Origin of the sequence: Nocardioides ginsengisoli, assembly GCF_039537225.1 — a bacterium.
In the GTDB taxonomy this organism is placed as follows: domain Bacteria; phylum Actinomycetota; class Actinomycetes; order Propionibacteriales; family Nocardioidaceae; genus Nocardioides; species Nocardioides ginsengisoli.
The window spans coordinates 76393-94924 of sequence record NZ_BAABAC010000018.1 but is presented as its reverse complement, the minus strand read 5'-3'; the positions used below and the strand labels follow the sequence as shown (position 1 = coordinate 94924).

Below are 18532 nucleotides of genomic sequence, written 5' to 3'. Positions count from 1 at the left end.
CGGAAGCGGGGGCGGTCGCCATGGGTCATGCCGAGGAGCCGGTGGTCCGCCTGCGCCACCCCGGGCGCTGGGTCGCCGTCGCCGTCATCGCCGTCTACGCGGCCGTGCTGGTGAAGTTCCTCGTCACCACCGACGCCCTCCGCTGGGACCTGGTCAGCGGCTACCTGTTCGAGACGTCGATCCTCCACGGCATCGTGACCACCCTCAAGGTCACCGTCGTCGCGATGGTGCTCGGCGTCGTCCTCGGCACCGTGCTGGCCGTGATGCGCCTGTCGGAGAACCCCGTCCTGCGCTGGAGCGCCGGCCTCTACGTGTGGTTCTTCCGGGGGACGCCGATCCTGGTGCAGCTGCTCGGCTGGTACTTCCTCGCCTCGGTGCTCCCGCAGATCAGCCTGGGCATCCCGTTCGGCCCGAGCTTCGCGAGCTGGTCGACGAACACCCTGATCACGCAGTTCATGGCAGCGGTGCTCGGGCTCGGACTGAACGAGGCGGCCTACATGGCCGAGATCGTCCGGGCCGGCATCGGCGGGGTCGACAAGGGGCAGTCCGAGGCCGCCGAGGCTCTCGGGATGAGCCCGTTCGTCGCCTATCGCCGGGTCATCCTTCCCCAGGCGTCGCGGCTGATCATCCCCCCGACGGCCAACGAGACCATCACGATGCTCAAGCAGTCGTCGCTGGTCGTGGTGCTGGGCATGCTCGACCTGCTCGGCACCGCCCAGGCGATCTACAGCCGCAACTTCCACCAGATCCCGCTGCTGCTCGTCGCGTCGATCTGGTACCTGGCCATGACCACGGTCCTCACCTACGGACAGGCGCGCCTGGAGCGCCGGATGAGCCGCGGCACCGCCGGTGTCGCGCCCAGGACACGCCGGAACCGGCTCACCCGAGGAGGTGCTCGATGAACACGCTGATGGTCGACGCACGCGCTGTGCGGAAGGTCTACGGACGCCACGAGGTCCTCAAGTCCGTGGACCTGCAGGTGGGCCGCGGCGAGGTGGTGTCCTTCCTCGGCGCCTCGGGCTCGGGCAAGAGCACCTTCCTCCGGTGCATCAACCACCTCGAGCGCATCGACGGCGGAGAGATCAGCGTCAACGGCCAGCTGGTCGGCTACCGGCGCGCGAACGGCAAGAAGTACGAGCTCCACCGCTCGCAGATCGCGCTGGCGCGCCGCGACGTCGGGATGGTCTTCCAACGCTTCAACCTCTTCCCCCACATGACGGCGCTGGAGAACGTGATGGAGGCGCCGGTCTCCGTGCAGCGTCGGCCGCGGGCCGAGGCGCGGGCCGAGGCGCAGGCTCTCCTCGAGCGCGTCGGTCTCGCCGAGCGCCAGGACCACTACCCGAGCATGCTGTCCGGCGGGCAGCAGCAGCGGGTCGCGATCGCTCGCGCGCTCGCCATGAAGCCGGCGCTGATGCTGTTCGACGAGCCGACGTCCGCCCTCGACCCGGAGCTCGTCGGCGAGGTCCTCGACGTGATGAAGGCGCTCGCGGCCGACGGCATGACGATGATCGTGGTCACCCACGAGATCGGCTTCGCCCGCGAGGTCTGCGACCGGGTCGTCTTCATGGACGACGGGGTCATCGTCGAGCAGGGCACGCCCGCCGACGTCTTCGAGAACCCGCAGCACGGGCGTACCCAGGCGTTCCTGTCAAAGGTCCTGTGACTGCCGTGATCGCGCGCTCGACCAGCCGCCCGCCCCGAACCGACGGAGAGACGACATGCCACTCGTAGCGGTCACCGACACCGGAGGACTCGACTTCGAGCCCGGGATCGCCGCCTTGCGAGCAGCCGGCCACCAGGTCGAGCTCATCGGCGCCGACAGCGCCGTCGACATCCGCGACCGCGCCGAGAACGCCGACGCGCTCATCGTCAGCTTCGTCGACGTCGACGCCGCGACCATCGCCGCCCTCCCGCTGCTCAAGGTCATCGCGACGACCACCGTCGGGCTCGACCAGGTCGACGTGCCGGCCGCGCAGGCGGCCGGCGTGGAGGTGCGCGCCCTGCCGCCGCTGGCCAGCGAGGAGGTCGCCAACCACGCGCTGGCCGGGATCCTGGCGATGACCCGCGAGCTCCGCGCGGCCCAGGCCGCGACCGCCGACTGGGACTTCACCCTGATCCCCCCGCCCCCGAGGCTCAGCGAGCTCACCCTCGGCCTCTACGGGATGGGGCAGATCGCCCAGCACCTCGCCGTCCGCGCCCTGCCGCTGTTCGGTCGCATCGTGGCGTTCGACCCGTATGCCCCGGCCGAGACGTGGCCGGCGGGAGTCGACCGCGTGGAGGGAGCCGACCAGCTGTTCGCGGCCTCGAACATCATCAGCCTCCACGCGCCGTCGACGCCCGCCACCCGGCACGCGGTCGACGCCCGGACGCTCGCCCTCATGCCGCCGGGCGGCTACCTCGTCAACGTCGCCCGCGGCGAGCTCGTCGACGGAGCCGCCGTGGTCGCGACCCTCGACTCCGGCCACCTGCGCGGCGCCTTCCTCGACGTCATCGACCCGGAGCCCCCCAGCCCCAGCGACCCGCTGCTGTCCCACCCCCGGACCATCGTCACCCCCCATGCGGCCTTCTACAGCGCGGCCACGGAGCGCGCCTACGTCATGGGCGCAGTCGCCAACGTGCTCGCCGTCCTGAACCCGCCCACCCCCCATGCCGAGCCCATGCCTGCTGCCGCGACCAGCGGCGCCGACCTCCAGGAGAACCCGTGACCGAGCACGTGCGCAACGGCGGCGACGTCGTCGTCGAGACCCTGACCTCGCTCGGAGTCACCGACATCTTCGGGATCCCGGGACAACACGCCCTCGGACTCTTCGACGCCATCCGGCGCAGCGATCTGCGGTTCATCAGCTCCCGGGTCGAGAACAACTCCGCGTTCGGCGCCGACGGCTACTCCCGTGCCACCGGTCGGCCGGCGGTGATGTTCGTGTCGACCGGCCCCGGAGCGCTCACCGCCCTCGGCGCCCTGCAGGAGGCCTATGTCACCGGCGTCCCGATCGTCGTGGTCAGCAGCCAGGTACCCCGCCGCGGCATCGGCGGACGCAAGAACGGCCTCCTGCACCAGATCGACGACCAGCAGATGAGCGCCCGGAACGTCACGAAGTCGACGACCGTCGTCATGGACGCCGCCCACATCCCCTCGGCCATCGCCGACGCGTGGTCGCTCGCCCAGAGCGTGCCGGCCGGCCCGGTGTGGGTCGAGATCCCGCAGGACGTCCTGCTCGAGCCCTCGCCCGTGCCGCCCGTGACCTCGACGGTCACCCACGTCCTGCCCCGCCCGGCGCGCCCCGAGATCGCCGCGGAGGCCGCCCGGCTGCTCGCCGCCGCGCACCGTCCGGTCATCCTCGCGGGCGGCGGCGTACGGCGCTCGGCCACCGGGCCCAAGCAGTTGCTGCGTGTGGCCGAGGCGCTGGGAGCCCCCGTCGTGGCGACCGCAGGCGGCAAGGGTGCGATCCCCTTCGCTCACCCGCTCTCGGCCGGCAGCTGGATCGAGGACCGCTACACCACCGACCTCCTCGAGGACGCCGACGTCCTGCTGGCCATCGGCACCACGATCGGCGAGGTCACCAGCAACTACTTCACCTTCGCGCCGCGCGGTGCCCTGATCCAGGTCGACGCCGATCCGCGGGCCCTCGGGTCGAACTACCCGGTCCTGGGCGTCCACGCCGACGCCGGCCTGGCGCTCGAGGCGATCGCCGACCTGCTGCCCCCGGCCGCGGCCGGCGTGGTGGAACGGGGCGCGAACGTGGCCGCCGACCTCCGCGGTCGCGTCGAGGCCCGCCTCGCGGGCCAGGGCCTGGAGTCGGAGCTGGAGCTGATGGCCGGCCTGCGCGACGCCGTACCCGCGGACCTGCACACGTTCTGGGACATGACCATCGCCGGCTACTGGGCCTGGTCGATCTGGGACCCGCGCGACGGCGAGTTCCACTCCGCCCAGGGCGCAGGAGGGCTCGGCTTCGCGTTCCCGGCTGCGCTCGCGGCGGCCATCGGCACCGGACGCCCGACCCTGGCCGTGTCCGGCGACGGCGGGGCCATGTACGGCATCGCCGAGCTGGCGACCGCTCGCCAGCACGATGCCGACGTCACCTGGCTGATCATCGACGACGGCGGCTACGGCATCCTGCGCGAGTACATGACCGGAGCCTTCGGCGAGGCCACCGCGACCGAGCTCGCCCGGCCCGACTTCGTCGCCCTGGCCGGCGCCTTCGGCATCCCGGCGCACAAGGTGACCGTCGAGACCCTCGCCAGCACGCTCGAGAGCGCGCTGCGTGAGCCCGGGCCGTCCGTCGTCGTGCTCGAAGCCCGTCCGCGCATGTTCGCGATGACCTGAGCGGGCCGGAAGGGCTCGGGCTCAGTCGCGCGGCTCCGCACTGAACTCCCCGGGCGTCAGGCCGGTGACGGCGCGGAAGTCGCGGGTCAGGTGGGCCTGGTCGGCGTACCCCAGCTCGGCCGCGACCCGCGCCAGGTCGACCCGCGTCCCGGACCGCAGCAGGTCCGCCGCGTCGTGCAGCCGCCGGCGCTGGATCAGCCACTTCGGCGAGAGGCCGATCCGGCGCCGGGTGAGCCGCTGCAGGGCGCGCTCGCCGATGTCGAACTTGGCGCAGACCTGGCCGACCCGGCGGACCTCGCGGTCACCCTCGACGTACTCCACGATCGCGTTGACCAGGCGGCCCTCGTCGTCGACCGGCACCAGTACGCCGAGCGCCTCGGCCACCAGCCCGCACGCCTCCCGCTGCCGCGCGATCTCCGCTGGGTCGGCGCCCAGCGCCTGCCGCACCGCGTCGCGCAGACCCGCCGCGTCCAGCCCCGGAATCGACCTCAGGTCGCGGCGGGCGTTGGTCAGCGCGGTGACCGGACCGGCCGCGAGCGCCAGTCCCGCGGCCGGCTGCATCATCACGCCGACGGCCCAGCCGTCACCGGCGAGCTCCTCGGTGCTGAGCCCGCTGTGCGGCCCGACCAGCTGGGCGCCGGCATGCCCGACGACCACCTGGCAGACCGGGTACTGCAGCACCCGCTGCACCGACGTCTCCCCCGGCGCCAGCGACCAGACCGGCACCCAGAACCGCCGTACGACGTCGGCGAGGTGCGGCGGCGCGGCGTACCTGCGCAGCGACGGGGCGTAGCCGCGCGCGTCGCGCAGCTGCGCCGGCTCGACCAGGTCGAGCGGTCCGTCGGGGATCCACCGGGTCACTGTCGGATTCTTTCAAGAGCGGTGTCGGCGCCGTGGGTCACAGTGGCGTCATGACGACCACGACCCCCGTGACCGAGCTGATCGCCGTCACCATCGACTCGCCGAACGCCGCCCGGCTCGCCCGCTTCTACGCCGACCTGACCGGCGGCGAGGTCACCGGCGACTACCCGGAGTACGGCTACGCGTCCGCCACCGTGCACGGCACGCCGTTCAACTTCCAGACCGTCGCCGACTACACCCGCCCCGAGTGGCCGGGCCAGGAGCACCCGCAGCAGTTCCACCTCGACTTCCGGGTCCCCGACCTCGCGGCCGCCACCGAGCACGCGCTCGCGCTCGGCGCGACGGTCGCCGAGACCCAGCCCGCCGAGAGCATGGGCGGCGCCTGGCGGACCATGCTCGACCCCGACGGCCACCCGTTCTGCCTGTGCCCGCCGCACGAGTGAGCGGCTAGCTCCGCGCGCTCACCAGCAGGCCGATCCGGCCCTCCTGGACGACCCGGTCGTCCTGGTCGAGCAGGGTGAACCTGCGGTCCAGGACGCCGGTCGCGCCCGACGACGTACGCCGGGCCTCGAGGATCTCGACCCGCACCCGCACCGTGTCGCCCGGCCGGATCGGCGCGTGGAACCGCCACTCGTCGACCCCGAGCAGCGCCACCGAGCAGCCCTCGAAGACGCCGAGGCGGGACGCGAGGCCCATCGCCACCGACATCCCGAGCAGGCCGTGGGCGATCCGCCCGCCGAAGCGGCCGTCGGACTGAGCGACGGCGTCGGTGTGGACCGGGTTGGCGTCCCAGCTCCACCCGGCGAAGAGGACCAGATCGGTCTCGGTGATCGTGCGGCCCTGGCTCTCGAAGACCTGGCCGGCCGCGAAGTCCTCGAACGCCCAGGAGCTCTGCATCATCGCGCCATCATCGACGGCGCAGCAGGCGCACGACCAGCACCACGCCGTCGGCGGGCCGTGGCACGATCGCGGCATGCAGCCCGACGTCAGCGCGCTCGCGATCAACGTGACCGTCCCGGAGGAGCTGCGGTGGACCGACGTCCGCCGCGGCGAGGAGTTCCGGCTCGGCACGCTCAACGTGCGGCTGCTGCCCGACGGGCGGCTGGCCGCCACCGCCCGCCCGCCTCCGGGCGACCGGTGGCGGGCGGGCGGGGCGCCTACGTGTCGTTCCCGGTGCCCGAGCGGCCCGAGATCGCGGCGCTGATCGCGGCGGCGGCCGACCGGGCCGGTGAGCTGTGGGCGGGCAACCAGGGCCTCGGCTGACCCGAGGTTGACCCGAGCTCGCGGGCGGGCGGCGATCCGCGGAAGCGGTGACAGGGCCGCGGCGCGGAGGCATGATGGGTTGATGTCGACCATCTCGCGCCGGGTGCAGCCCCTGCCCCGCGCGGGCGATGCCTATCTGGACGCCCGCGGCGACTCGCGCGCGCTGCGGGTCAGCTGGCACTCCGAGGCCGATCTGGTGGTGCTGTCGCTGTGGCGCGACAACCTCTGCGTCGGGACCTTCCAGCTGGCGGTCGACGACGTGCCGCGGCTGCTCGACCAGCTCACCGCGGGCTGGCGCGCGGCGTACCCGACGGCCGGCTGAGCCGGCCGTCGAGCACCCGCGCCGAAGCGATCAGCCGGCGGTGCGGATCAGCTTCTTGTTGACGAACTCCTCCATGCCGAAGCGGCCCAGCTCGCGGCCGAAGCCGGAGCGCTTGACGCCGCCGAAGGGCAGCTCGGCCGCGTCGAGGCCGACGCCGTTGACGAAGACCATGCCGGCGTCGATCTGGTCGGCGACGCGCGCGGCCTGGGCGGCGTCGGTCGAGAAGACGTAGGAGCCGAGGCCGTAGGGCGTGTCGTTGGCGATCCGTACGGCGTCGTCCTCGTCGGCCGCGCGGAAGACCATCGCGACCGGGCCGAACAGCTCCTGGTGGTAGGCCGGGTTGTCGGTGGTGAGGCCCGACAGCACGCCGCTGGGGAAGAAGGCGCCGTTGCGGTCGCCGGCGCTGGTCAGCTCAGCGCCGCCCTCGACGGCCTGCGCGACCTGCTTCTCCAGGTTGTCGGCGGCGGTGACCGACGACAGCGGGGAGCCCTCGGACGCGGCGAGCAGCTTCTCGGTGAACTTGGCGACGAAGTCGTCGTAGAGCTCGTCGACGACGACGAAGCGCTTGCCGCCGTTGCAGACCTGGCCGGCGTTGTCCATGCGGGCGAAGACGGCCGCGTCGACGGTGGCGTCGAGGTCGGCGGTCGAGAGCACGATGAACGGGTCGGAGCCGCCGAGCTCGAGGACGACCTTCTTCAGGTTGCGGCCGGCGATCTCGGCGACGGCGGCGCCGGCACGCTCGGAGCCGGTCAGCGAGACGCCCTGGACGCGCGGGTCGGCGATGACGTCGGCGATCTGCTCGTTGGTCGCGTAGACGTTGACGTAGGCGCCCTCGGGGAAACCGGCGTCCTTGAAGATCTGCTCCTGCAGGGCCGCCGAGCGGGGGCACTGCGGGGCGTGCTTGAGCACGATGGTGTTGCCGGTCGCCAGGTTGGGGCCGGCGAAGCGGGCGATCTGGTAGACGGGGAAGTTCCACGGCATGATGCCGAGCAGCACGCCGACCGGCCCGCGCCGGATGACGGCCGAGCCCTCGCCCTCACCGAGCTCGATCGGCTCGTCGGCCAGGAAGCGCTCGGCGTTGTCGGCGTAGAAGTCGTAGATCGCGGCGGAGAAGTCGACCTCGCCCTCGGCGTCGGCCAGGGGCTTGCCCATCTCCTCGACGATCGCGCCGGCGAGCTCGGCGATGCGCTCGCGGTGCAGCTCGGCGACGCGGCGGATCAGCGCGGCGCGCTCGGCCACGGTCGAGGTCCGCCCCCACGAGACGTACGCCGACTGCGCGGCGTCGACGGCCGCGGTGACCTCCGCGTCGGTCGCGGTGGGGTAGGTCTCGACCAGCTCTCCGGTCCGGGGGTTCCGGACGGCGTACTCGACGGTCATGGGGTGTGCTCCTCGGGTTCTGCGGGTGGGTCTGCGGTGGTTGGGTCCGGGCTCAGCGAGCCGCCTCGACGTCCGAGGACAGCCGCTGCGCGAGCCAGACGGGGATGAGCGAGAAGACGATCAGGACGACGGCAACGACGTTGACGACGGGAGCCTGGTTGGGACGGAACATGTTGTTGAGGATCCAGATCGGCAGTGTGGTCGCTCCCCGTCCGGCGGTGAACGTAGTGACGATGATCTCATCGAAACTGAGCGCGAAGGCAAGCATGCCACCTGCCAGCAACGCCGAGCGCAGCTGTGGCAGGGTCACCAGCCGGAAGGTCGTGAGCACTCCGGCGCCGAGGTCGGCCGACGCCTCCTCGAGACTGGTCCCGAGCCGCCGCAGCCGGGCCTGGACGTTGTTGAAGACGGTGACGATGCAGAAGGTCGCGTGCGCCACCACGATGGTCCACAGGGCCAGGTCGGCGCCGAGGATCCCCTTGAACCCGTTGTTCAGCGCGATGCCGGTGACCACGCCCGGGAGGGCGATCGGGAGGATCACCAGCAGGTTGACCGCGTCCTTGCCGAAGAAGGAGTAGCGCTGCAGCGCGAGGGCGAGCAGCGTGCCGAGGACCAGCGCGATCGCGGTCGCCACGACGGCGACCTGGATGCTGGTCAGCAGGGCCTCCCGGACGCCGGTGCTGTGCCAGGCCCGGCGCCACCACTCGAAGGTGACGCCGTCGGGCGGCCACGACATCGACTGGCTCGGGTTGACCGAGTTGGCGACGACGACGAGCAGCGGCACGTAGATCAGCGCGAGGACGCCGAACGTGATCACGGCCAGGAGGCGCTGGGCGGTACGACTCAGGTTCATCACATGTTCTCCAGTGCGCCGGTACGACGGATCGCGGTCAGCAGCACCAGCATCACGACGATCGGGATCATCGCGATGGCCGCCGCCATCGGGAGGTTGTTGGCCGCGCCGGCGTTGATGAAGATCAGGTTGCCGAGCATCTGGCTCGCGCCGCCGACGATGTTGACGGTGATGTAGTCGCCCATCGTCAGCGAGAAGCTGAAGATCGCGCCGGCGACGATGCCGGGGATCAGCAGCGGCAGGACGACGGTCCGCATCACCATCCGGCTCGGGGCGCCGAGGTCGCCGGCCGCCTCGAGCAGCGAGTCGGGCACCCGCTCGAGCGCCGCGAAGATCGGCAGGATGACGTAGGGCAGCCAGATGTAGGACTGAGCGATGATCACCGCGGTCAGGCCGTAGCCGGGCGTCCCGAGGTGCGACCACTCGGCGAGGCCGCCGTCGGAGAGCACCACGCGCCAGGCGAACACCTTGACCAGATAGCTCGCCCACAGCGGCGTCAGCACCGCGACCACGAGCATCCGCCGCGCCCGCGGGGACGCGACCTTGGCCATGTAGAAGGCGATCGGCAGCGCGATCACCACGTCGACGACGGTCACGGCGAGCGCGACCCCGACGGTGCGGAGGGCGACCTTGCGGTAGACCTCGTTCTCGAGCAGCGTGCGGAAGTTGTCCAGCGTCCAGGCGTGATCGATCTCGCTGGTCAGGCTGTCCACCGACCACAGCGAGGTGACGAGCAGCGCCGCGAGCGCCACGACGTACACCAGGAGCATCCAGGCCAGCGGGGCGGAGAGCAGCAGGGACAGGCGGAGCCACACCCATCGGTGCAGCAGCCGGGACCCCGGCCGGGCCGCCGGACCCCGCGGTGCGGGGGCGGTGGCCGGGCCGGGCCGGGCGTCGGTGACGTCGGACGTGGTGGCCATGATCAGCCCTTGATCTCCGTCCAGGCCTCGGTCCACTGGGCGTAGTCGGTGCACTCGACGTCGGTGCGGCCGTCGAGGCACTTCTTGATCGGCGTGCGCCAGAACCAGAGCTGCTTGGCGTACTCCTCGTCACCGGCGTGGAAGGTCGCGCAGAAGTTCTTGTCGCTGGTCTCCGCGCAGGCCTGCGGGCTGTTCGGCGCCTCGCCGAAGTACTCCGTCGCCTGGGCGTTGGCCTTGGGGCTGAGGATGTAGTTCATCCACGCGTAGGCGCAGTTGGGGTTCTTCGCCTGCGACGACAGCATCCAGGTGTCGTTCCACGCGGTCGCGCCCTCGGTGGGCAGCGTGACGTCGACGTCCTTGTTCTTGATGCTGTTCTTGATCACCTGCCAGGTGGTGCCGACGACCGAGTTGCCGCTCTCGAAGGCCTGGACCTCCTTGAGGTAGTCCGCCCAGTACTCGCCGACGTACTGGCGCTGCTCCTTGAGCAGGGCCGTGGCCGCGTCGAGCTGCTTCTGGTCGAGGGCGTAGGGGTTCTTGATGCCGAGCTCGGGCTTGGTCTTCATCAGGTACAGCGCGGCGTCGGCGATGTAGATCGGCGAGTCGTACGCCGTCACCTTGCCCTTGTTGGCGGCCAGCTGGTCCTTCTCGAAGACCGCGCCCCACGAGGTCGGCGCCTCGCCGAAGCTCTTCTTGTTGAACATCAGCAGGTTGGCGCCGTAGCCGTGCGGGACGCCGTAGTTGACGCCGTCGACGGTGTTCCACTCGGTGTTCTTGAGGAAGTCGTAGACGTTGGCGTAGTTGGGGATCAGCTCGGTGTTGACCGCCTGCGCCTGCTGGGAGGCGATGAGCCGCAGCGAGAGGTCGCCGGAGGCCGCGATCACGTCGTACTCACCGGACTTGGCGAGGTTGAGCGCCTCGTCGGAGGTGCCGTAGACCTTGCTGGTGACCTGGCAGCCGGTGTCCTTCTCGAAGGCCGACACCCAGTCGGCGTCGGGGCTGTTGCTGCCGTCCTCGACATAGCCCGGCCAGGCCAGGATCGAGACCTGGCCCTCGTTCTTGCCGAGCTTGTCGACGGCCTCGGTCTTCTTGTCGCCGTCGCCGCTGCCGCAGGCCGACAGCACGGAGACCGAAAGCACGGTCAGACAGGCCGCGGCCATGCGGCCACGTCGGAGGGTGTTCTTCATCGGGTTCTCCGCTTTCTCGTTGGGTTGCAGATGGGAGGGAGCTGGGGGGTGGGTCAGGACCCGGAGGAGAGGGACACGACATCGGCCCGAGCGAAGCGGACGGTCACCGTGTCGCCGCGGTCCTCGCCGGTGTCGAAGCCGGTCGACTGCTCGAGCGCGATCAGCTCGGTACCGCCGTCGGTGCGCAGGTGCACCCGGCTGCCGGTGCCGAGATAGATCGTCTCGACGACGGTCGCCTCGACCCGGACCTCGCCGGTACCGGCCGGCTCGGTGTCGGTGGCCGGCGAGAGCCGCAGCCGCTCGGGCCGTACGGCGTGCTCGCCGGCGACGCCGAGGATCCACTGGGAGGTCGCGGAGTCGAGCAGGTTGGTGGTGCCGACGAACCCGGCGACGTACGCCGACGACGGCTGCTCGTAGATCTCGCGCGGCGTCCCGAGCTGCTGGATGCGCCCGGCGTCGAAGACCGCGATCCGGTCGCTGAGCGTGAGCGCCTCCTCCTGGTCGTGGGTGACGAACACGAAGGTGATGCCGAGCTCGCGCTGGAGCTGCTTGAGCTCGACCTGCATCTGCTCGCGCAGCTTGAGGTCGAGGGCGCCGAGCGGCTCGTCGAGCAGCAGCACCTTCGGCTCGAGCACGATCGCCCGGGCCAGGGCGACGCGCTGGCGCTGGCCGCCGGAGAGCTGCGAGGGACGGCGCCCGGCGACGTGCGCGAGCCGGACCGTCTCGAGCGCCTGGAGCGCCCGCTCGCGGCGCGCCTTGGTGCGCTCGCCGCGGACCCGGAGGCCGTAGGCGACGTTGTCGACGACGCTCATGTGCGGGAAGAGGGCGTAGTCCTGGAAGACGGTGTGGACGTCGCGCTCGAAGGGAGCGGCGGCGGTGACGTCGACGCCGTCGAGCTGGATCCGCCCGGCGGTGGGCCGCTCGAAGCCGGCGATCATCCGCAGCACCGTGGTCTTGCCGGAGCCGGACGGGCCGAGCATCGAGAAGAACTCGCCGTTGGCGATGTCGAGGTCGACGTCGTCGACCGCGACCACGTCGCCGAAGGTCTTGCGCAGCCCGCGGATGGAGATCGCGGGTGCCTCGACGACCCCGGCCGGCTCAGCGGGAGCGCTGGTCGAGAGTGACATCTGGAGTGTGCCTTTCGTCTCATCGGACTGAATGATGCGATAACATATGACTTCACAGTTCAATGCACAAGAGGTGGGGAAGATCTCCCGAAGCGGGGATCCGGGCGCCGGTCCCCGCCACGGGATGGGTAGCGTCGGCGCCGAGTGCCGGGAGCGAAGGAGGTGCAGCGGTGGCCGTGCCGTTCTACGGACGCGCGTCGGCAGCGGTGTTCTCGCCGCTGGAGTCGCTCAGTCGCTCCGAGCTCGTCGTGCGCCGGCTCACCGACGCGATCGCGCTCGGCCTGCTCCCCGACGCCGAGCAGCTGCCTGGGGAGCTCGACCTCGCCGGCATCTTCGGCGTCTCCACGGTCACCGTCCGCGAGGCGCTCTCGGTGCTGCGCTCGGAGGGCCTCATCGAGACCCGCCGCGGACGCGGCGGCGGCAGCTTCGTCCGCACGCCCGCCAACGGCGTCGGCCACCTCGCGCAGCGCCGGCTGGGCCGGTTCAGCCTCGGCGAGCTGCGCGACCTCGGCGACGTCTACGCCGCGATCGCCGGCGCCAGCGCGGCCCTCGCGGCGCGCCGTTCCAGCCCGGAGGACGCCGACCGGCTGCGCCGGGTCGCCGACGTCCTCGCCGAGGCGAAGGCGCCCGACGCCCGGCGTCGCGCCGACGCCCAGTTCCACATCGAGGTGGCCGCGGCCGCTCAGTCACCGCGGCTCTACCACGAGGAGGTGCGGCTCCAGGCGGAGTTCGGCACGCTCCTGTGGCTCGCTTTCGGCGACGACGACAGCCATGCTCAGATGACCCGAAGCTGCCGTGCGGTCGTCGCGGCGATCGCCGCGCGCGATCCCCACGCCGCCCGCGAGGCGGCCGAGCAGCGGGTGGCCGACTCCACCGCCCGCCTCATCGACTACCAGCTGAGCGAGGACCGTTCATGACCCAGGTTCGCAAGCGCCTCACCGCTGCCGACGTCACCCGCGTCCGCACCGCCGTCTCCGGCCTCGCCGACCAGGCGTTCGGCCTCACCGAGCGGATCGCCGCCGCCAGCGCCGCGGGACTCGCCGGCAAGGACGCCCCGCGCCGCGCCGACCTGGCCGCCGTCGAGCCGGTCGTCGTCCCCTTCCTCGCCGACGCCGCGCAGCCGGTCCAGGGCGCCGGCTTCGTCGCCGCCTCCGGCCTGCTGCAGGACGCCGGCTGGTGGCTCGAGTGGTTCGCCCGCGACGCCGACGACCGCCCCCAGCGGCTGGTCACCCACTCCGAGCCGCAGGCGATCGGGTTCTACGACTACGAGCACCTGCCCTGGTACGTCGTCCCCCGCGAGACCGGCCTGTGCCACGTCACCGGCCCCTATGTCGACTACCTCTGCACCGAGGAGTACACGCTCACCTTCACCACCCCGGTGCTCGTCGACGGCCGGTTCTGCGGCGTCGCCGGCGCCGACATCGCGGTCAAGAACGCCGAGCGGGTGATCCTCCCCGCGCTCCGCGCCGCCGGCGCCCGGCTCGCCGTCGTCAACAGCTTCGGCCGGATCCTGTCCAGCAACTCCGGACGCCACCTGTGCGGCGACCTGCTCGACGACGTCGACTTCACCGAGATCCCGGCCTCACACCGGATCGGCGACCTGCCGCTCGCCGTCGTACCGCTCGGCTGAGGTCAGCCGTCGGCCCGGCGATAGGTCAGGTGGGTGACGTACGGCGTCTGCCGGGCCGCCACCGGCACCAGGTCCATCGTCGGGACGCCGTCGAAGATCCGCGACCCCGACGCCAGCCCCGACACGAACGGCGCGACGTGCAGCCGGAGCTCGTCGATCACCCCCGCCGCCAGGCAGGCGTTGATCGTCGACGCCCCGCCCGCGACGGCCACATTGCGCTCGCCGGCCGCGGCGCGGGCCTGCGCCAGCGCAGAGTCGAGGCCGTCGGTGACGAAGTGGAAGGTCGTGCCGCCGTCCATCGGCAGCGGCTCGCGCGGGTGATGGGTGAGCACGAACACCGGCGCGTGGTACGGCGGGTCCTCGCCCCACCAGCCGCGCCAGTCGAGGTCCCAGTCGCCGCGACCGGGCGTGAACATGTTGCGACCCATGACGAAGGCGCCGGCGTCGACGATGGCCGCGACCTCGGCGGCGTTGTCGTCGCCGTACTCGAACATCCACCGGTGCAGCGGGTGCTCGTCGAGCGAGCCGAACGGGTGCTGGAGGCTCTGGTCGTGTCCGGCGCCGTAGCCGTCGAGGGTGATGCCGATGTCTGCTGTCACGATGCCCATGGCCGGATTGACCGGCCCCGTCGGTCGAACTCATCGCCCTCGTCCGGCGCCGGCGTCCCCGCCGGAACGGACGGGGCCAAACGAATGGCTTGCGGGCACGGGCGCGTGCGACACTCGACGGCGTGCTGGGCATCACCGACCTGTCGACGTACCTCGTCGGCCTGATCCTGATCATTCTGCTGCCCGGCCCCAACTCGCTGTACGTCCTCTCGGTGGCGGCGCGGCGCGGGGTCCGGGACGGCTACACCGCGGCAGCGGGGGTCTGGACGGGCGACGCGGTGCTCATGACGCTGTCCGCGGCCGGCGTCGCCTCGCTGCTCAAGGCCAACGACGTGGCCTTCGGGATCGTGAAGTTCGCGGGCGCGACCTACCTCGGCTGGCTCGCCTTCACCATGCTGCGCGCGGCGGTCGCCATGTGGCGCTCGCGCCGCACCGTCACCGAGGTGGCGGTCGACGCGGCGGAGGCGGCGACACCCACGACGCCGGGCGAGCGAGCCTACCGACGGGCGCTGGTGATCAGCCTGCTCAACCCGAAGGCGATCTTGTTCTTCGTCGCCTTCTTCGTGCAGTTCGTCGACCCGGCCTACGCCCACCCGGCGCTGTCGTTCCTCGTCCTCGGCACCCTGGCCCAGATCGCCAGCGTCGCCTACCTGAGCGCGCTGATCTTCTTCGGCACCCGCCTGGCCGCGGCGTTCCGGCGGCGCAAGGCGCTCTCGGCCGGCGCGACGTCGGCGGTCGGGGCGATCTTCCTCGGGTTCGCGCTCAAGCTCTCTCTCGCGCACTCCGCCTGACTGTCCGCGTCGTACCGGACGTTTGGGTCGCGGATCGGGCGATTTCGCGACCGATTCGTCCGGTACGACGGGGGAACGGTCACCAGCTGACCGCGTCGCAGGCCGCCGAGCGGTGACCCTCGATCTGCAGCGTCGCGTGCTCGATCGCGAACCGCTCGCGCAGCAGCAGCTGTCCGGCGCGCAGCACCGAGCCGCCGTCGGCGCCCTCGACGAGGACCAGGTGGGCGGTGGCGACGTTCATGCCGGACGTGAGCGTCCAGGCGTGCAGGTCGTGGACGTCGCGGACGCCGTCGAGCTCGGCGAGCGCGCCGGTCACCGTGTCGATCTCGAGCCCCGCCGGCACGTGCTGGCCGAGGACGGCGAGCACCTCGCGGCCCAGCATCACCGCGCGGACCGCGACGAAGCCGCCGATGAGGAAGGCGACCACGGTGTCCCAGACGCCGTTGCCGGTGGCGAGGATGAGGGCGCCAGCGACCATGACGCCGACGCTGCCGGCGGTGTCGGCGATGACCTCGACGTAGGCACCCTTGACGTTGAGCGAGTCCTGGGCGCCGGCGCGCAGCAGGACCATGGCGACCACGTTGATCACCAGTCCGAGGAGGCCGACGACGAGCATCGGCCCGGTCCGGACGTCGGGCTCGCCGCCGATCCGGCCGATCGCCTCGATCACCACGTAGACCGCGACGCCGAGCATCATCAGCACGGCGAGCCCGGAGGCGAAGACCTCGGCCCGGTAGGAGCCGTAGGTACGCCGGCCGGTGCTGTCCTCGCGGGTCGCGATCTTGGTCGCGACCAGCGCCGCGCCCAGCGTCACGACGTCGGCGGCCATGTGGCCGGCGTCCGAGATCAGCGCCAGCGAGCCGCTGGTGAGGCCGACGACCAGCTCGACGACGAAGAACGCCGCGATCAGTCCGAAGGAGACGCCGAGCCGCCAGCGGTGCCGCGCGCCGGCGTGCCCGCCCGTGGCCGCACCGCCCTGGTGACCGTGTCCGTGTCCGACTCCCATGTCGCGCCGCCGCTCAGGCTGCGCCGCAGGGGCCGTTGGTGACGTCGAGGAGGCGTACGGCGGCCCCCACCACGTCGCGGGTCAGCTCGGGGTGGGCGAGCGAGATGATCGACGCGCGCCCGCTCGGCCGCGACACGACCAGGCCGCAGTCGCGCAGGCAGGCGAGGTGCTTCGACACCGTCGACTGCGCGAGCCCGAGGTGGGCCGTCAGGTCGACGACCCGGTGCTCGCCGAGCGCCAGGTGCTCGAGGATCGCCAGCCGGTTGGGGTCACTCAGCGCGTGGAGCAGCCCGGCCACCGCCGCGAGGGCGTCGACCTCGTTGGGGGCGGCGGGAACCGCCGGAGCATTCATCGCCATATGGCGATGTAATCACCGTGGGGCGAAGGGAGTCAAGCGGGCAGCTCGAGGACGATCCAGATCCACCCGCCGCCTATGCTCGCCACGTGATGATGCGACCGGCCGAGCTGGAGGGCGTCCGCTCCGGCACCGTCGACCTGGCCTTCCGCCGCTGGGACCGCCCGCGGGTCAAGGTCGGCACGCGGATGCGTACGGCGATCGGCGTGGTCGAGGTCGTCAGCGTCGAGGAGGTCGCGCTGTCCCGGCTGCGCGCCGACGACGCCCGCCGGGCCGGCGCGGCGTCCCTGGCGGCGCTCAAGCAGGCGCTCGAGGCACGGGCCGACCGGCCGATCTTCCGGGTCGGCCTGACCTTCGGCGGCGCCGACCCGCGGGAGGCGCTGCGCTCCACGATCCCCGACGCCGCCGAGATCACCGACATCCGGCAACGCCTCGACCGGCTCGACGCGTCCTCGCCGATCGGGCCGTGGACGCGGACCACGCTGCGGATCATCGATCGCAACCCGGAGGTCCGCGCGCCCGACCTGGCCGCCGAGCTGGGGCGCGAGACGCAGGACTTCAAGAAGGACGTCCGCAAGCTCAAGGAGCGCGGACTCACCGAGTCCCTCGCCATCGGCTACCGCCTCTCGCCCCGCGGCGAGGCGGTCCTCGACAGCGAGGACGGACCGCGCGAGCGCGCGCCCCGCCGTACCGGCACCCCGCTCCCCCGCACCATCGGCGCCCCCGCCACCCGCGCGCTGCGGTCGGTCGACGTCCACACGCTCGAGGCGGTCAGCGGCTGGCGCCGTCCCGATCTCGCGGCGCTGCACGGCGTCGGGCCGATCGCGCTCGACCGGCTGGAGGCGGCGATGGCCGCGATCGGGCTCGGCTATGCGCCCTGACCGGGGCCTGCTGCGACACGTCTTGGTGACGCTCGCGGCGCTCGCCGGGCTGTTCGCGATGCACGGCCTCGCCGACCACGGGACGGCGTCCGCGCCACTGCCTGCCGCGATGGTCGCGGCCCATCACGCCCCCGACGCCGGGCACCATGAGCCGGGCGGCACGACCGGGCACGACATGGCCGAGCTCTGCCTGGCCCTGCTGGTCCTCGCCGCCGGGCTCGCGTCCGGCCTGCTCGCCCGCGGCCGCCCCGTCACCGCATCCCGTACGGCGCGCCCGCGGTGGCGGGTCCTCGTCGCCCGCGCGGCCCGCTTCCGCGCGCCACCCGATCTCCACCGGCTGTCGGTCCAGCGCTGCTGAGGGGCACCCGCCCCGACCAGCACCGCAACCGACACCAGGAGAACCGATGCACCGCACCACCCTCCGCCGGCTGGCCTCCGCCACCGGCGCGATCACCGTTGCCCTCAGCCTGGCCGCCTGCGGCGGCGCCGACGAGACCGACGGCACCACGAAGAAGCCGGCCGCCGTCGAGACCGCCCGCAACGGCGACGTCTTCACCGCCGCCGACGTCGACTTCGCGACGGCGATGATCCCGCACCACGCCCAGGCGCTGCAGATGGCGCTGCTCGCCCAGGACCGTCCCCTGCCCCCCGACGTCCGCGCCCTCGTCGACCGGATCCAGGAGGCGCAGGCGCCCGAGGTCGAGACGATGACCACCTGGCTGACCGCCTGGGGCAAGGAGGTCCCGCCGACGACCATGGACCACGCCAACGCCGGCCACGACATGTCGGGCGACTCGGGCATGCCCGGCATGATGGGCTCGGAGCAGATGGACGCGCTCGAGAAGTTGTCCGACGCGGAGTTCCCCCGACGCTGGATGGAGATGATGATCGAGCACCACCAGGGAGCGATCGCGATGGCGAAGGTCGAGCTGGCGTCCGGCGAGTTCGCCGACGCAGTGGCGCTGGCCGAGACGATCGTTGACGGCCAGACCAGCGAGATCTCCACGATGAGGGACCTGATCGACCAGCA

23 protein-coding genes are annotated in these 18532 nt (G+C 72.1%); 13 read left to right on the top strand and 10 right to left on the bottom strand.

What is annotated here, in order from left to right; all coding sequences use genetic code 11:
• Positions 1–20: 20 nt before the first annotated feature.
• Genes AB4880_RS09910 through AB4880_RS09895 form a run of 4 tightly spaced genes read left to right on the top strand, consistent with a single transcriptional unit; the run spans position 21 to position 4324 of the window.
• Entirely contained in the window at positions 21–902 is an 882-nt protein-coding gene (locus AB4880_RS09910; protein WP_367919056.1) for an amino acid ABC transporter permease, read from the top strand.
• On the top strand, positions 899–1663 hold the full coding sequence (locus AB4880_RS09905; RefSeq protein ID WP_367919055.1) for an amino acid ABC transporter ATP-binding protein: 765 nt from the start codon (positions 899–901) through the stop codon (positions 1661–1663). Before AB4880_RS09910 ends, AB4880_RS09905 begins: the two co-directional genes overlap by 4 nt.
• 55 nt (positions 1664–1718) lie before the next feature.
• Positions 1719–2705, top strand: a complete 987-nt coding sequence (locus tag AB4880_RS09900) for an NAD(P)-dependent oxidoreductase (RefSeq protein ID WP_367919054.1) — start codon at positions 1719–1721, stop codon at positions 2703–2705.
• On the top strand, positions 2702–4324 hold the full coding sequence (locus tag AB4880_RS09895) for a thiamine pyrophosphate-binding protein (RefSeq protein WP_367919053.1): 1623 nt from the start codon (positions 2702–2704) through the stop codon (positions 4322–4324). Before AB4880_RS09900 ends, AB4880_RS09895 begins: the two co-directional genes overlap by 4 nt.
• A gap of 21 nt (positions 4325–4345) precedes the next feature.
• On the opposite strand, the gene AB4880_RS09890 is transcribed toward AB4880_RS09895, so the two are convergent.
• Positions 4346–5185 carry an AraC family transcriptional regulator gene (locus tag AB4880_RS09890; protein WP_367919052.1) on the bottom strand — a complete coding sequence of 280 codons (840 nt, stop codon included), beginning with the start codon at positions 5183–5185 and terminating at the stop codon, positions 4346–4348.
• Positions 5186–5235: 50 nt separating this feature from the next.
• Here AB4880_RS09890 and AB4880_RS09885 point away from each other — a divergent pair, with 50 nt between their 5' ends.
• Entirely contained in the window at positions 5236–5628 is a 393-nt protein-coding gene (locus AB4880_RS09885; protein WP_367919051.1) for a VOC family protein, read from the top strand.
• A 4-nt stretch (positions 5629–5632) separates the two neighbouring features.
• Here AB4880_RS09885 and AB4880_RS09880 read toward each other — a convergent pair whose 3' ends face one another.
• Positions 5633–6085, bottom strand: coding sequence for a MaoC/PaaZ C-terminal domain-containing protein (locus AB4880_RS09880; protein ID WP_367919050.1), 453 nt, complete (start codon positions 6083–6085; stop codon positions 5633–5635).
• 73 nt (positions 6086–6158) lie between these two features.
• On the opposite strand from AB4880_RS09880, the gene AB4880_RS09875 reads away from it, so the two are divergent.
• Positions 6159–6389, top strand: a complete 231-nt coding sequence (locus AB4880_RS09875) for a hypothetical protein (RefSeq protein ID WP_367919049.1) — start codon at positions 6159–6161, stop codon at positions 6387–6389.
• Positions 6390–6530: 141 nt separating this feature from the next.
• On the top strand, positions 6531–6770 hold the full coding sequence (locus AB4880_RS09870) for a hypothetical protein (protein ID WP_367919048.1): 240 nt from the start codon (positions 6531–6533) through the stop codon (positions 6768–6770).
• Positions 6771–6800: 30 nt separating this feature from the next.
• On the opposite strand, the gene AB4880_RS09865 is transcribed toward AB4880_RS09870, so the two are convergent.
• Genes AB4880_RS09865 through AB4880_RS09845 form a run of 5 tightly spaced genes read right to left on the bottom strand, consistent with a single transcriptional unit; the run spans position 6801 to position 12231 of the window.
• On the bottom strand, positions 6801–8147 hold the full coding sequence (locus AB4880_RS09865; protein WP_367919047.1) for an NAD-dependent succinate-semialdehyde dehydrogenase: 1347 nt from the start codon (positions 8145–8147) through the stop codon (positions 6801–6803).
• A 52-nt stretch (positions 8148–8199) separates the two neighbouring features.
• The gene (locus AB4880_RS09860) at positions 8200–9000 is read right to left on the bottom strand and encodes an ABC transporter permease (RefSeq protein WP_367919046.1); all 801 of its coding nucleotides are present in this window, start codon (positions 8998–9000) and stop codon (positions 8200–8202) included.
• Complete coding sequence (locus tag AB4880_RS09855) at positions 9000–9920, bottom strand: ABC transporter permease (RefSeq protein WP_367919045.1); 921 nt, start codon at positions 9918–9920, stop codon at positions 9000–9002. Before AB4880_RS09855 ends, AB4880_RS09860 begins: the two co-directional genes overlap by 1 nt.
• Positions 9921–9922: 2 nt before the next feature.
• Positions 9923–11104, bottom strand: a complete 1182-nt coding sequence (locus AB4880_RS09850) for an extracellular solute-binding protein (RefSeq protein ID WP_367919044.1) — start codon at positions 11102–11104, stop codon at positions 9923–9925.
• Positions 11105–11157: 53 nt separating this feature from the next.
• On the bottom strand, positions 11158–12231 hold the full coding sequence (locus tag AB4880_RS09845) for an ABC transporter ATP-binding protein (protein WP_367919043.1): 1074 nt from the start codon (positions 12229–12231) through the stop codon (positions 11158–11160).
• Positions 12232–12401: 170 nt separating this feature from the next.
• Between AB4880_RS09845 and AB4880_RS09840 the strand changes: the two genes are divergently transcribed.
• Positions 12402–13148 carry a FadR/GntR family transcriptional regulator gene (locus AB4880_RS09840; RefSeq protein ID WP_367919042.1) on the top strand — a complete coding sequence of 249 codons (747 nt, stop codon included), beginning with the start codon at positions 12402–12404 and terminating at the stop codon, positions 13146–13148.
• Positions 13145–13861, top strand: coding sequence for a cache domain-containing protein (locus AB4880_RS09835; protein ID WP_367919041.1), 717 nt, complete (start codon positions 13145–13147; stop codon positions 13859–13861). The genes AB4880_RS09840 and AB4880_RS09835 overlap by 4 nt, the downstream gene beginning before the upstream one ends.
• A 2-nt stretch (positions 13862–13863) precedes the next feature.
• Here the strand turns inward: AB4880_RS09835 and AB4880_RS09830 are convergent, their stop codons facing one another.
• Positions 13864–14469, bottom strand: a complete 606-nt coding sequence (locus tag AB4880_RS09830) for a dihydrofolate reductase family protein (RefSeq protein ID WP_367919040.1) — start codon at positions 14467–14469, stop codon at positions 13864–13866.
• 122 nt (positions 14470–14591) lie between these two features.
• Between AB4880_RS09830 and leuE the strand changes: the two genes are divergently transcribed.
• Positions 14592–15260 carry a leucine efflux protein LeuE gene (gene leuE / locus AB4880_RS09825; protein ID WP_367919039.1) on the top strand — a complete coding sequence of 223 codons (669 nt, stop codon included), beginning with the start codon at positions 14592–14594 and terminating at the stop codon, positions 15258–15260.
• Between the two features lie 79 nt (positions 15261–15339).
• On the opposite strand, the gene AB4880_RS09820 is transcribed toward leuE, so the two are convergent.
• Positions 15340–16266 (bottom strand): cation diffusion facilitator family transporter, encoded by a 927-nt coding sequence (locus AB4880_RS09820; RefSeq protein WP_367919038.1) that lies wholly within the window; start codon positions 16264–16266, stop codon positions 15340–15342.
• A 13-nt stretch (positions 16267–16279) separates the two neighbouring features.
• Positions 16280–16624, bottom strand: a complete 345-nt coding sequence (locus AB4880_RS09815; RefSeq protein WP_379229230.1) for an ArsR/SmtB family transcription factor — start codon at positions 16622–16624, stop codon at positions 16280–16282.
• Between the two features lie 86 nt (positions 16625–16710).
• Between AB4880_RS09815 and AB4880_RS09810 the strand changes: the two genes are divergently transcribed.
• The 3 genes from AB4880_RS09810 to AB4880_RS09800 all read left to right on the top strand — a co-directional run.
• On the top strand, positions 16711–17502 hold the full coding sequence (locus AB4880_RS09810) for a helix-hairpin-helix domain-containing protein (protein ID WP_367919037.1): 792 nt from the start codon (positions 16711–16713) through the stop codon (positions 17500–17502).
• A complete protein-coding gene (locus AB4880_RS09805) occupies positions 17492–17860 on the top strand; it encodes a DUF6153 family protein (protein WP_367919036.1) in 369 nt (122 codons plus the stop codon). Before AB4880_RS09810 ends, AB4880_RS09805 begins: the two co-directional genes overlap by 11 nt.
• Before the next feature lie 46 nt (positions 17861–17906).
• On the top strand, positions 17907–18532 hold a 626-nt coding region (locus AB4880_RS09800), incomplete at its 3' end, for a DUF305 domain-containing protein (protein ID WP_367919035.1).

Excerpts from the sequence above, each read along its gene's own strand:
- AB4880_RS09910 (WP_367919056.1), top strand. The coding sequence starts at position 21 with ATGGGTCATGCCGAGGAGCCGGTGGTCCGCCTGCGCCACCCCGGGCGC.
- AB4880_RS09905 (WP_367919055.1), top strand. The coding sequence starts at position 899 with ATGAACACGCTGATGGTCGACGCACGCGCTGTGCGGAAGGTCTACGGA.
- AB4880_RS09900 (WP_367919054.1), top strand. The coding sequence starts at position 1,719 with ATGCCACTCGTAGCGGTCACCGACACCGGAGGACTCGACTTCGAGCCC.
- AB4880_RS09885 (WP_367919051.1), top strand. The coding sequence starts at position 5,236 with ATGACGACCACGACCCCCGTGACCGAGCTGATCGCCGTCACCATCGAC.
- AB4880_RS09880 (WP_367919050.1), bottom strand. The coding sequence starts at position 6,085 with ATGATGCAGAGCTCCTGGGCGTTCGAGGACTTCGCGGCCGGCCAGGTC.
- AB4880_RS09875 (WP_367919049.1), top strand. The coding sequence starts at position 6,159 with ATGCAGCCCGACGTCAGCGCGCTCGCGATCAACGTGACCGTCCCGGAG.
- AB4880_RS09870 (WP_367919048.1), top strand. The coding sequence starts at position 6,531 with ATGTCGACCATCTCGCGCCGGGTGCAGCCCCTGCCCCGCGCGGGCGAT.
- AB4880_RS09865 (WP_367919047.1), bottom strand. The coding sequence starts at position 8,147 with ATGACCGTCGAGTACGCCGTCCGGAACCCCCGGACCGGAGAGCTGGTC.
- AB4880_RS09860 (WP_367919046.1), bottom strand. The coding sequence starts at position 9,000 with ATGAACCTGAGTCGTACCGCCCAGCGCCTCCTGGCCGTGATCACGTTC.
- AB4880_RS09855 (WP_367919045.1), bottom strand. The coding sequence starts at position 9,920 with ATGGCCACCACGTCCGACGTCACCGACGCCCGGCCCGGCCCGGCCACC.
- AB4880_RS09850 (WP_367919044.1), bottom strand. The coding sequence starts at position 11,104 with ATGAAGAACACCCTCCGACGTGGCCGCATGGCCGCGGCCTGTCTGACC.
- AB4880_RS09845 (WP_367919043.1), bottom strand. The coding sequence starts at position 12,231 with ATGTCACTCTCGACCAGCGCTCCCGCTGAGCCGGCCGGGGTCGTCGAG.
- AB4880_RS09835 (WP_367919041.1), top strand. The coding sequence starts at position 13,145 with ATGACCCAGGTTCGCAAGCGCCTCACCGCTGCCGACGTCACCCGCGTC.
- AB4880_RS09830 (WP_367919040.1), bottom strand. The coding sequence starts at position 14,469 with ATGGGCATCGTGACAGCAGACATCGGCATCACCCTCGACGGCTACGGC.
- AB4880_RS09820 (WP_367919038.1), bottom strand. The coding sequence starts at position 16,266 with ATGGGAGTCGGACACGGACACGGTCACCAGGGCGGTGCGGCCACGGGC.
- AB4880_RS09815 (WP_379229230.1), bottom strand. The coding sequence starts at position 16,624 with ATGGCGATGAATGCTCCGGCGGTTCCCGCCGCCCCCAACGAGGTCGAC.
- AB4880_RS09805 (WP_367919036.1), top strand. The coding sequence starts at position 17,492 with ATGCGCCCTGACCGGGGCCTGCTGCGACACGTCTTGGTGACGCTCGCG.